The organism is Streptomyces sp. NPDC051963, assembly GCF_044593495.1.
Lineage (GTDB): Bacteria > Actinomycetota > Actinomycetes > Streptomycetales > Streptomycetaceae > Streptomyces.
The window spans coordinates 21,433-33,500 of sequence record NZ_JBIUCC010000020.1 but is presented as its reverse complement, the minus strand read 5'-3'; the positions used below and the strand labels follow the sequence as shown (position 1 = coordinate 33,500).

The 12,068-nt window shown below is 69.0% G+C and carries 11 protein-coding genes; 9 read left to right on the top strand and 2 right to left on the bottom strand.

The genetic code is table 11. The features are described from left to right. Positions 1–185: 185 nt before the first annotated feature. The 8 genes from ACIHFB_RS45275 (at position 186) to pstB (ending at position 9,638) form a co-directional block, all read left to right on the top strand. On the top strand, positions 186–1,181 hold the full coding sequence (locus ACIHFB_RS45275; protein WP_400129924.1) for an ABC transporter permease: 996 nt from the start codon (positions 186–188) through the stop codon (positions 1,179–1,181). A 321-nt stretch (positions 1,182–1,502) separates the two neighbouring features. Next, entirely contained in the window at positions 1,503–3,734 is a 2,232-nt protein-coding gene (locus tag ACIHFB_RS45270; RefSeq protein ID WP_365275163.1) for an RNA degradosome polyphosphate kinase, read from the top strand. After that, on the top strand, positions 3,715–4,794 hold the full coding sequence (locus ACIHFB_RS45265; RefSeq protein ID WP_400129923.1) for a CHAD domain-containing protein: 1,080 nt from the start codon (positions 3,715–3,717) through the stop codon (positions 4,792–4,794). Before ACIHFB_RS45270 ends, ACIHFB_RS45265 begins: the two co-directional genes overlap by 20 nt. Positions 4,795–4,862: 68 nt before the next feature. Next, on the top strand, positions 4,863–5,276 hold the full coding sequence (locus tag ACIHFB_RS45260; RefSeq protein WP_400129925.1) for an NUDIX hydrolase: 414 nt from the start codon (positions 4,863–4,865) through the stop codon (positions 5,274–5,276). 221 nt (positions 5,277–5,497) lie between these two features. Beyond that, complete coding sequence (gene pstS / locus ACIHFB_RS45255) at positions 5,498–6,619, top strand: phosphate ABC transporter substrate-binding protein PstS (RefSeq protein ID WP_365275154.1); 1,122 nt, start codon at positions 5,498–5,500, stop codon at positions 6,617–6,619. A 102-nt stretch (positions 6,620–6,721) separates the two neighbouring features. Then, positions 6,722–7,723, top strand: coding sequence for a phosphate ABC transporter permease subunit PstC (gene pstC / locus ACIHFB_RS45250; protein ID WP_365276735.1), 1,002 nt, complete (start codon positions 6,722–6,724; stop codon positions 7,721–7,723). Continuing rightward, positions 7,720–8,781: a phosphate ABC transporter permease PstA gene (gene pstA, locus ACIHFB_RS45245; RefSeq protein WP_365275151.1), complete on the top strand. Its 1,062-nt coding sequence runs from the start codon at positions 7,720–7,722 to the stop codon at positions 8,779–8,781. Before pstC ends, pstA begins: the two co-directional genes overlap by 4 nt. Positions 8,782–8,861: 80 nt before the next feature. Next, a complete protein-coding gene (gene pstB / locus ACIHFB_RS45240; RefSeq protein WP_365275148.1) occupies positions 8,862–9,638 on the top strand; it encodes a phosphate ABC transporter ATP-binding protein PstB in 777 nt (258 codons plus the stop codon). A gap of 206 nt (positions 9,639–9,844) precedes the next feature. Here the strand turns inward: pstB and ACIHFB_RS45235 are convergent, their stop codons facing one another. Further along, the gene (locus tag ACIHFB_RS45235; RefSeq protein WP_365275147.1) at positions 9,845–10,843 is read right to left on the bottom strand and encodes an inorganic phosphate transporter; all 999 of its coding nucleotides are present in this window, start codon (positions 10,841–10,843) and stop codon (positions 9,845–9,847) included. 9 nt (positions 10,844–10,852) lie between these two features. After that, entirely contained in the window at positions 10,853–11,473 is a 621-nt protein-coding gene (locus ACIHFB_RS45230) for a DUF47 domain-containing protein (RefSeq protein ID WP_048585568.1), read from the bottom strand. Positions 11,474–11,700: 227 nt separating this feature from the next. Between ACIHFB_RS45230 and ACIHFB_RS45225 the strand changes: the two genes are divergently transcribed. Continuing rightward, complete coding sequence (locus ACIHFB_RS45225) at positions 11,701–12,057, top strand: metal-sensitive transcriptional regulator (RefSeq protein WP_365275144.1); 357 nt, start codon at positions 11,701–11,703, stop codon at positions 12,055–12,057. Positions 12,058–12,068 lie beyond the last annotated feature (11 nt).

Below are 12,068 nucleotides of genomic sequence, written 5' to 3'. Positions count from 1 at the left end.
CGGGGCGGGCGGCCACACCGGGCAACAACCCCACCCGCCCCCCCCCCCCGGGGCCCCCCCCCCCCCCCCCCCCCCACGTCCCCGACCCACCCCCCACCCGCAGGCGCTACAGGCACCCCCACCCTGGAGCAACTCGCCCTCGCCCACCTCCGCAACCCGCAGGCCGACACCCAGGAGACCGCCGCGTGACCGCCCTGACCGCCCCAGCCGCAGCCCCAGCCTCCGCCCAGGCTCCCGCACCCCACCTGTTGCGCTGGCTGATACGACTGCACCGGCCCGCTCTGTACATCTGGGCGGCACTCGTCGTCGTCACCGCCGCCACGCTCCTGTGGCTGGGCGGCCCGCTCACCGACAACGCGGTGGCGGCCTGGCGGGAGTACAACGCCTGCCGGACGGCCACGTGCGCGTACGACCAGGACTCGATCCTCCTGTACAAGGACGTGTACAACTACGCGACCTTCGCCGTCCTGGTGGTCCCGTTCCTGATCGCCGCCTGGGCGGGCGCCTCGCTGATCGGCCGCGAACTGGAGAACGGCACCGACCGGCTGGCCTGGACCCAGTCCGTCTCCCCCGCCCGCTGGCTGGCCGCCAAGCTCGCCCTGCCGGCCACCCTGGTCACCGCCGGCACCGGACTGCTCGTCCTCCTCCACCATCTGGCCTGGTCGGCGGGGCAGCGCCAGATCGACACCGCCAAGCCCTGGCACGACTCCTTCACCTTCTACGCGGGCGGCCCCGTCACGGTCGCCCTCGCCCTGACCGGCCTCCTCGCCGGCGCCCTCGCGGGCCTGGCCCTGCGCCGCTCACTGGCCGCGCTCGGCGCGGGCGCGGTCGCGGTGACCGCACTGTGGCTCGGCATCAACCAGGCGCTGCCCCACCTGTGGCCGACGGTCACGCGACTGAGCAGCCTGCGCAACGGCCCGTCGCTGGAGGGCATGGTGGTCGGCGACTACGGCCTGATGACCTCGTCCGGCGACCGTGTCGCCGACCCCCGCTGCGGCGGCGTGCTCGTCTCGGAGTGCCGGCCCGTCATGGAACGCCTCGACGCGACCGCCTATTACGCCGACATCCACCCCGCGTCCCACTACTGGCCCCTTCAGCTCACCGCGACGGCCGTCGTCCTCGCCGTGGCCGCCGTGGCCGTCTTGATCGCGTTCCGCCTGGTCAGGCGCCGTACCGGCTGAGGCATCCCGTTCCGCTTGCGTCCCTCCACGAGGGGAGGGGCGTAAGCGCATGCCCTTCGTACGGAAACTTCATGCCCGTAGACGCCCCAGGGCCGCCCCCCGCTATCCCGCACGTCATGTCGCCGTAACCATTGGTTCAGCCGGACTTGCGAGGCTCGGCGAATGAAGCCAGCCGTGCCAGAGCCTGCGCCGCCCCCCGAGGGCCGCGCGTGGAACGGGACGGGAAACGGAGCGGTGAACGGGGACGCCGGATTCGCCGTCGCGCTCCCTCCCGCTACTTCCGACGCGCCCGTCTCGCTCCCGGCGCGGAACAATGGGTTCATGAGCCAGTCGAACTCCCAGGCACAGGTCCAGCATGCACAACCCTCCGTCGGTTCCATAGCCGCGCACCGGCCACACACGGTGTCCGCCGCGGTGTCCGACCTCGAACCCGACATCGATGCCGACCTCGACGCCTACGAGGAGGCTCCGTACGACGGGCCCCAGCTCCCCCAGGGCCGCTTCCTGGACCGGGAGCGCAGCTGGCTCGCGTTCAACGAACGGGTCCTCGAACTCGCCGAGGACCCGAACACGCCCCTGCTGGAGCGCGCGAACTTCCTCGCGATCTTCGCCTCCAACCTGGACGAGTTCTTCATGGTCCGGGTGGCCGGCCTGAAGCGCCGTATCGCGACCGGTGTGGCCACGCGTTCCGCCTCCGGTCTCCAGCCGCGCGAGGTGCTGGAGATGATCTGGGCCCGCTCCCGCGAGCTGATGGCCCGGCACGCCGCCTGCTACCACGAGGACGTCGCCCCCTCCCTCGCGGAGGAGGGCATCCACCTGGTCCGCTGGGCCGAGCTGACCGAGAAGGAGCAGGCGCGCCTCTTCACGCTGTTCCGGCATCAGATCTTCCCGGTGCTGACCCCCCTCGCGGTCGACCCGGCGCACCCCTTCCCGTACATCTCCGGCCTCTCCCTGAACCTGGCCGTCGTCGTACGCAACCCCGTCACCGGCCACCGCCACTTCGCGCGGGTGAAGGTGCCGCCGCTGCTGTCCCGCTTCCTGGAGAGCTCCCCCGGTCGATACGTCCCCATCGAGGACGTCATCGCCGCCCACCTGGAGGAGCTGTTCCCGGGCATGGAGGTCCTGGAGCACCACGCCTTCCGGCTCACCCGCAACGAGGACCTGGAGGTCGAGGAGGACGACGCCGAGAATCTCCTCCAGGCCCTGGAGAAGGAACTCATGCGGCGCCGCTTCGGGCCGCCGGTGCGCCTGGAGGTCGAGGAGTCCATCGACCGCGAGGTGCTCGACCTGCTGGTGCGGGAGCTGAAGATCAGCGAGGCCGAGGTGTACCCGCTGCCGGGTCCGCTCGACCTCACCGGCCTCTTCCGCATCGGCGGCCTCGACCGGCCCGAGCTGAAGTACCGCAAGTTCATCGCCGGCGTCCACCGCGACCTCGCCGAGGTCGAGTCCGCGTCCGCGCCCGACATCTTCGCCGCGCTGCGCAACCGGGACGTGCTGCTGCACCACCCGTACGACTCCTTCTCCACGTCCGTGCAGGCGTTCCTGGAGCAGGCGGCCGAGGACGACGACGTCCTCGCGATCAAGCAGACCCTGTACCGCACCTCCGGCGACTCCCCGATCGTCAACGCGCTCATAGACGCCGCCGAGGCCGGCAAGCAGGTCCTCGTCCTGGTCGAGATCAAGGCCCGCTTCGACGAGCACGCCAACATCAAGTGGGCGCGCAAGCTCGAGGAGGCCGGCTGCCATGTCGTGTACGGCCTGGTGGGCCTGAAGACCCACTGCAAGCTGTCGCTGGTGGTCCGTCAGGAAGGCGACACGCTACGGCGGTACTGCCACGTCGGCACCGGCAACTACCACCCGAAGACGGCCCGCCTCTACGAGGACCTGGGCCTGCTCACCGCCGACCCCCAAGTCGGCGCGGACCTGTCCGACCTGTTCAACCGGCTGTCGGGATACTCGCGCCGCGAGACCTACCGACGACTGCTGGTGGCCCCCAAGTCCCTCAGGGACGGCCTGATCTCGCGGATCGAGAAGGAGGTCCAGCACCACCGTGCCGGACGCCCCGCCTTCATCCGCATCAAGGTCAACTCGATGGTGGACGAAGCCGTCATCGACGCCCTGTACCGCGCGTCCCAGGCGGGCGTGCCGGTCGACATCTGGGTGCGCGGCATCTGCGCGGTGCGTCCGGGTGTGGCGGGCCTCTCCGAGAACATCCGGGTCCGCTCGATCCTCGGCCGCTTCCTCGAACACTCCCGGGTCTTCGCCTTCGGCAACGGCGGCGAACCCGAGGTGTGGATCGGCAGCGCCGACATGATGCACCGCAACCTCGACCGTCGCATCGAGGCCCTGGTCAGGGTCACCGACCCGGCTCACCGCGCCACGCTCAACCGGCTCCTTGAGACCGGCATGTCCGACACCACCGCCTCCTGGCACCTCGGCCCGGACGGCGATTGGACCCGGCACGCGACCGACGCGGACGGTCAGCCCCTGCGGAACATCCAGGAGATGCTCATTGACGCCCGGAGGCGCCGGCGTGGCACAGCAACACCTTGAACCGACGGACCCGAAGGCCGGGACGGCCGGGCTGACCGGGGACGCCCTCGCGGGCTACCTGCGGGCCCAGGCCACGGAGTTCCTCCGTGCCCTGCGGCTGCACCGGGAGACCGGCGGCACAGCCAACGGCTCGGCCTCGGGTACGGAGGAGTCGGTCGACGCGGCGCGCGCCCTGCGCCACTCGGCCCGCCGCATCAGCGGCAGCCTGCACACCTTCCGCCCGCTGCTCGACCCCGACTGGTCCGAGGCCATCCGCCCCGAACTGGCCTGGCTCTCCGGCACGTTGGCGATGGAGCACGCCTACGCCTCCCGCCTGGAACGGCTGCTGCTCGCACTGCACCGGCTGTCGGGAGCGGTGGGAGGCTTTCCCGCCCAGCCGTCCGAAGCCGGCACGGCCGACACCGGTCCCCCGACCGGTCCGGCCACCGCGGAGCGCGGCACCCTCACCGTGGGCGCGGCCAAAGCGGGCGCCCTGCTCGAACGCCAGCTCACCCTCGCCCGGACCCGGGCCCACTCCACCGCCCTCCAGGCCCTCGGCTCCTCCCGCTTCCACGCGGTCGCCGACAACATCGCCGTACTGGCCAGCGACGTCCCCCTCACGCCCAAGGCGCCCAGCGCCGACCTGCGCCCCCTCGCCGGCGCGGCCGAGGAGCGTCTCACCGACGCCATCGCCGGCCTGCCGCTGGTGACGGCCGGCAGCCCGTACAACGCGGAGGCGCTGATCCACGGTCTGTCCCCGGACCCGGCCCCGCACCCGCAGGACGCCCCCTGGCACCAGGTCCGGCTGCTGCTGCGCCTGCACCGCTACGGCCGCGAGGTCCTGCTCGGCGCGGACGCGCCGGTCGACGTACGCCTGCTCACCACGGGCCAGGCGCTGAACCGGCACCGCGACGCCTCGGAGGCCGCCGCCGCCGCGGCCGCCGCCGCCCGCACCCCCCGGATCGCCCCGGCGACGGCGTACGCCCTCGGTGTGCTCCACGCCGACCAGCGGCACGAGGTCGAGGCGGCACGGTTCGCGTTCCAGCAGGCGTGGCAGAAGCAGGCGGTCGGCTCCGTCTGACCCACCCGGGCCGAAGTCACGGCCCACACCCGCACCTTCGAGGAGGCGGTGAAGTCCCGGTGACAGACATCAACGACGACACCATCCAGGCAGCCGGCTGCGTGCTGTGGCGCCGCTCGCCGGTAGACGGTGAACTGGAGGTATGCCTCGTGCACCGCCCGAAATATGATGACTGGTCCCACCCCAAGGGCAAGCTGAAGCGCGACGAGGAACCACTCACGGGCGCCCTGCGGGAGGTCGCGGAGGAGACGGGCTACGACGCGGTGCCGGGCACCGAGCTGCCCACCGCCCACTACCTCGCGAACGGCCGTCCCAAGCGGGTCCGTTACTGGGCGGCGGAGGCCGGAACCGGATCGTTCGCCCCCAACCACGAAGTGGACCGACTCCTGTGGCTCTCCCCGACGGCCGCCCGCAACCGGCTGACCCAGCCGAGGGATCGCATCCTCGTGGACGCACTGTTGGATGCCCTTCGCCTGGCATAGTCCGGAATCTCCCCGTGTCCACAACGTGAGCGTTCCGTGACCTAACCACACCGACGGCAGGGGTTCACCCGGCGTTCATTTCCGGCCATCAGCGCCTTCACCTGATCTGCCTACTTTCAGCCTTGCCTGATGACGGACGCAGCTCGAATGGGTGTCCACATCGATCAGTCTTTCGCACGCCGCCGATTCAGGACGGCGGCTCCTGGAAGGAACTCCCTCAAGTGAAGCTTCAGCGCAAGAACCGGCGGGCTCTCGCTCTCGGCGCGATCGCCGTCTCCGGCGCCCTGGCCCTCACGGCGTGCGGCTCGGACGACACCGGCACCGGCAGCGGCGACTCCAGCGCCAGCGCCCAGGCCGGTTCGATCAAGTGCGACGACGCCAAGGGCCAGCTCCTGGCCGACGGCTCGTCCGCGCAGAAGAACGCGATCGACGCCTGGGTCAAGCAGTTCTCGGCCGCCTGCACCGGCGTCCAGATCAACTACAAGGGCGGCGGCTCCGGCGCCGGAGTCACCGCGTTCAACCAGGGCACGGTCGGCTTCGCCGGCTCCGACTCCGCGCTGAAGCCCGAAGAGGTCACCGAGTCCAAGAAGGTCTGCACCGGCGGCCAGGGCATCGACCTCCCGATGGTCGGCGGCGCGATCGCCCTCGCCTACAACGTCGACGGTGTCGACAACCTGGTCCTGGACGCGCCGACGATCGCCCAGATCTTCAGCGGCAAGATCAAGACCTGGGACGACGCGGCGATCAAGAAGCTGAACCCCGACGCCAAGCTGCCCAGCACCAAGATCCAGGCGTTCCACCGCTCGGACGAGTCCGGCACCACGGACAACTTCACCAAGTACCTGCTCGCCACCGCCCCCGACGACTGGAAGTACGAGGGCGGCAAGGCGTGGACGGCTCCGGGCGGCCAGGCCGCGTCCGGCTCCTCCGGTGTCGCACAGAGCGTGAAGCAGACCTCCGGCGCGATCTCCTACATGGAGGAGTCGTACGCCAAGGACCTGTCCAGCGTCGCCATCGACACGGGCGCCGCCGAGCCGGTCAAGGCCTCCTCCGACACCGCCACCGCCGCCATCGCGGACGCCGAGGTCGTGGGCACGGGCTCGGACCTGGCGCTTGAGATCAACTACAAGACCAAGGCCGAGGGCGCCTACCCGATCACCCTGGTCACCTACGAGATCGTCTGCGACAAGGGCAACAAGGCCGAGACCCTGCCGACCGTCAAGGCGTTCCTCACCTACATCGCCAGCGAGGACGGACAGGGCATTCTCGCCGAGAACTCCTACGCCCCGATCCCCGACGACATCATCGCCAAGGTTCGCACCACCGTCGCGAGCCTGAGCTGACCTGAGTGTGCGGCCCGGTCCCCCAGGGGCCGGGCCGCACCGTCCGGTGCACCGCCGCCAGGGAGCCGTATGCCGATCCGGCTCCGCAGACCGGAGAACCTGATGGACATAACCACACAAGACACTCCTCCCCCCGTGCCTCAGCCGACCGAGGCCGAGCGCAAGCGTGCAGCCCGTGGCGCCACCCGCCCCGGGGACCGGGTCTTCCTCGGTCTCGCCCGCGGCTCCGGCATCTTCCTCCTGGTGGTCATGGCCGCGATCGCGGCCTTCCTCACCTGGCGGGCGATCCTCGCCATCAGCGAGGACGAGGGCAACTTCCTCACGACCTTCGAGTGGAACACCGGAACGCAGCCGCCGGTCTTCGGCATCGCGGTCCTCGCCTACGGCACGATCATCTCCTCGATCATCGCCATGGTCATCGCGGTCCCGATCGCCGTCGCCATCGCGCTGTTCATCACCCACTACGCCCCGCGCAAGCTGGGCGGCCCCATCGCGTACGTGATCGACCTGCTCGCCGCCGTACCGTCCATCGTGTACGGCCTCTGGGGCGCCCTGGTCCTCGTACCACAGATGAACGGCCTCTTCGGCTGGCTGAACGACTACTTCGGCTGGACCGGCATCTTCTCCTGGCAGGAAGGCCCGGCGCGGTCGATGCTCACCGTCGGCATCCTGCTCGCGATCATGGTCCTGCCGATCATCACGAACGTCAGCCGTGAGGTCTTCAACCAGGTCCCGCAGATGCACGAGGAAGCGGCCCTGGCCCTCGGCGCCACGCGCTGGGAGGTCATTCGCATGGCCGTCCTGCCGTTCGGCCGCTCCGGCGTCATCTCCGCCTCGATGCTCGGCCTCGGCCGCGCGCTCGGCGAGACGATGGCCGTCGCCACCGTCCTCTCCCCGGACTTCCTGATCCACGCCAGCCTGCTGGACCCGGGAGGCGGCACGTTCGCCCAGAACATCGCCGCCAAGTTCCCCGAGGCGGCCGAGTTCGGCCGTGACGCGCTCATCGCCTCCGGTCTGGTCCTGTTCGTCATCACCCTGCTGGTCAACGGCGCGGCCCGCATGATCATCGCCCGCCGCAAGGAGTACTCGGGGGCCAACGCATGAGCACCACAGCCGTCACCGCCAAGCGCCCGGGCTCCCTCCAGGGCGGCCAGCTGCCGAAGTGGGCCCCCTGGGCGATCGCGGCGGGTTCCGTCGCCGTCTCCATCGGCCTCAGCCTCGCCTTCGGGATCGAGAGCAAGATCCAGTGGGGTCTGATCGCCGCGATCCTCTACGTCCTCGGTACGTATGTCATCGCGGCGCGGGTCGAGAACCGCCGTCAGGCCAAGGACCGCATTGCCACCTCGCTGGTCTGGGTCTCCTTCCTGCTCGCCGTGGTACCGCTCGCGTCCCTGATCTGGTCGACGGTCGAGCGCGGTATCAAGGTCCTCGACGTATATTTCCTGAGCCACTCGATGGGCGTCATCGGCAACTCCGAGCCGGGCGGCGGTGTCTACGCCGCCATCATCGGCACCCTCGAGCAGGTCGGCATCGCCACCCTGATCGCCGCGCCGATCGGTGTGCTCACCGCGATCTACCTGGTGGAGTACGGGCGGGGCAACCTCGCCCGGGCCGTCACCTTCTTCGTCGACGTGATGACCGGTATCCCGTCGATCGTCGCCGGTCTGTTCATCCTCAGCATCCTGCTGGCCTTCGGGCTGAGCTTCTCCGGCTTCCTCGGCGCCCTCGCGCTGACGATCCTGATGCTGCCGATCGTGGTCCGCTCCACGGAGGAGATGCTCAAGCTCGTCCCGAACGAGCTGCGTGAGGCATCCCTGGCGCTGGGCATCCCGAAGTGGCGCACCATCCTGAAGGTGGTCCTGCCGACCGCCATCGGCGGTATCACCACCGGCATCATGCTGGCCGTGGCCCGTATCGCCGGCGAGACCGCGCCCGTGCTGCTGGTGGTGTTCGGCAACCCGTTCATCAACAACAACCCGTTCGAGGGTGCGCAGGCGTCGCTGCCGCTGTACATCTACCAGCAGTACACGCTGAGCGCCGGCTCGGAGGCGGGAGTCGACCGCGCCTGGGCCGCCGCCCTGACGCTGATCGCCTTCGTGATGATCCTGAACCTGGCGGCCCGCGCCCTCGCCCGCTGGAAGGCGCCTAAGACCGGTCGCTGACGCGACCATGAGCGGCTACCGCCGCATGGGGCAACAAGCGACCGATCTCAGATTTTTTCCCGAAAGAAGCAGTGATACCCATGGCCAAGCGAATTGACGTAAGCGGGCTGAACGCCTACTACGGCTCCTTCCTCGCCATCGAAGACATCTCGATGACGGTCGAGCCTCGCTCCGTGACCGCCTTCATCGGTCCCTCCGGCTGCGGCAAGTCCACGTTCCTGCGCACGCTCAACCGCATGCACGAGGTGACGCCGGGCGGCCGGGTCGAGGGCAAGGTCATGCTCGACGACGAGAACCTGTACGGCGCCGGGGTCGACCCGGTATCCGTGCGGCGCGAGATCGGCATGGTCTTCCAGCGTCCGAACCCGTTCCCCACGATGTCGGTGTACGACAACGTGGCGGCCGGCCTGAAGCTCAACGGCTCGTACAAGAAGTCCGCACTGGACGACGTCGTCGAGAAGTCCCTCAAGGGCGCGAACCTCTGGAACGAGGTCAAGGACCGCCTGAACAAGCCCGGTTCGGGTCTCTCCGGCGGTCAGCAGCAGCGTCTGTGCATCGCCCGCGCGATCGCGGTGGAGCCGAAGGTCCTGCTCATGGACGAGCCCTGCTCGGCCCTGGACCCGATCTCCACCCTCGCCATCGAGGACCTGATCGGCGAGCTGAAGGAACGGTTCACGATCGTCATCGTGACGCACAACATGCAGCAGGCCGCCCGTGTCTCCGACCGCACGGCCTTCTTCAACCTCGCCGCCGTCGGCCAGCCCGGCAAGCTCATCGAGATCGACGACACGGAGCGCATCTTCTCCAACCCGTCGGTCCAGGCCACCGAGGACTACATCTCCGGCCGCTTCGGCTGACAGACCCCTCGCGGTGCTGCATGGCGGTGCCATCGCGAGGTCGATAAGGGCCCGCCCCCCGGCTCCCGGGGGGCGGGCCCGTCGTCGTTCGGGGGGAGCCCCGCGAGTTCGGCTCCTGCGGCCTGGGGCGAAAGCGGCGCCTGCCAACCCGCCCTATCGCCGCACCGGGCGAACGCCGGCACCGGGCCCTAGCCCTAGCCCTAGCCCTAGAGGAACGCCAGGTTCACAACGCCGTACGAGACCGCCGCGACCAGCGCGGCCGCCGGCATGGTGATGAACCAGCCGAGGACGATGTTCTTGGCGACGCCCCACCGCACGGCGTTCACCCGCTTCGTCGCGCCGACGCCCATGATCGCCGACGTGATGACGTGCGTGGTCGAGATCGGCGCCTTGAAGAGGAACGCCGTGGTGAACATGATCGACGCACCGGTCGTCTCGGCCGCGAACCCCTGAGGCGGATCCAGCTCGATGATCTTCCGTCCGAGCGTCCGCATGATCCGCCAACCACCGGCATACGTGCCGAGCGACAGCATCACGGCGCAGACGATCTTCACCCACACCGGAATCGGGTCGCCGTAGTCCTCGACATCGGCGATGACCAGGGCCATCACCACGATGCCCATGGTCTTCTGCGCGTCCTGGAGACCGTGCCCGAGCGCCATCCCCGCCGCGGACACCGTCTGCGCGATCCGGAACCCGCGCTTGGCCTTGTGCGGATTGGCCCGCCTGAATATCCACATGATCGCCGTCATCACCAGATAGCCGACCACCAGCCCCACCACCGGCGACACGAACATGGGGATGACGACCTTCTCCAGCACCCCGGACCAGTACACGGTCGTACCGCCCGCGAGCGCGGCCCCCACCATGCCGCCGAACAGGGCATGCGAGGACGACGAGGGCAGCCCGAAGTACCAGGTGACGAGGTTCCAGGTGATCGCCCCGACCAGCGCGGCGAAGAGGATGCCCATCCCCTTCGACCCCTCGGGTGTCTCGATCAGCCCCTCGCTGACCGTCTTGGCGACCCCGCTGCCCAGAAAGGCACCGGCGAGATTCATCACGGCCGCCATGGCCAGCGCGGCCCTCGGCGTCAGAGCGCGCGTGGACACGGATGTCGCGATCGCGTTGGCCGAATCGTGGAAGCCGTTGGTGTACGTGAAGAAGAGCGCGACCAGAATGGTCACGACCAGTGCAAAGGTGTCCATGACGGAGGCTCAGGACTCCTTGACGGCGATGGTCTCCACCGTGTTCGCCACATGCTCGAACGCGTCCGCGGCTTCCTCCAGCACATCCACGATCTGCTTGAGCTTCAGCACCTCGATCGCGTCGTACTTGCCGTTGAACAGGTGCGCAAGAAGCTTTCTGTGGATCTGGTCGGCCTGGTTCTCCAGCCGGTTGACCTCGATCCAGTACTCGGTGAGGTTGTCCATCGTCCGCAGATTCGGCATCGCCTCGGCCGTCAGCTCGGCCGCCCGCGCCAGCACCTCGATCTGCTGCTCGACGCCCTTGGGAAGTTCCTCCACGTTATAGAGGACGACCAGGTCGACGGCCTCCTCCATGAAGTCCATGATGTCGTCGAGGCATGATGCGAGGTTGTAGATGTCCTCGCGGTCGAACGGCGTGATGAACGAGGAGTTCAACTGGTGGAAGATCGCGTGCGTGGCATCGTCACCTGCGTGTTCCGCGGCCCGCATACGCTCTGCGATCTCGGCCCGGCCGGCGGTGTCCGCCCCGAGCAATTCCATCAGGAGTTTCGAGCCCGTGACGATGTTGTCCGCGGACGCGGCAAACATGTCATAGAAGCTCGTCTCCCTGGGGGTCAGACGAAAGCGCACGTGGGGTCCTCGGGATGCTTCGGTTTCGGTCAGGCTGATGCTAGGCACATCATCCGGCCATGGCTAATGGGCCGCCTCCCAGTGTCGCCCATCGAACAGAGTGCTCCGCACAGGGGCGTAACAGGGGTTCGGTCCTGGCCTCTGCCTGCGGCATTGGCCAAGAGCCCTATACCCAGCAAAGTTCGGTACGATATACCCAGTAGGGGTATATGTGTCTGGAGGACGCGATGACGACCACCGAGGCCGGCGCAGGAGCGCACTCCGAGGCCACCCCGGCCGTGGTGACCGACCACGACCGCGGCATCCACGGCTACCACAAACAGAAGGACGAGCACCTCAAGCGACTGCGCAGGATCGAGGGCCAGATCCGTGGCCTGCAACGCATGGTCGACGAGGACGTGTACTGCATCGACATACTCACGCAGGTGTCCGCCTCCACCAAGGCCCTTCAGTCCTTCGCCCTCCAGCTCCTGGAGGAGCATCTGCGCCACTGCGTCGCCGACGCGGCCCTCAAGGGCGGCACGGAGATCGACGCGAAGGTCGAGGAGGCCACGAAGGCGATCGGCCGGCTGCTGCGTACGTGACATTCGTCGCG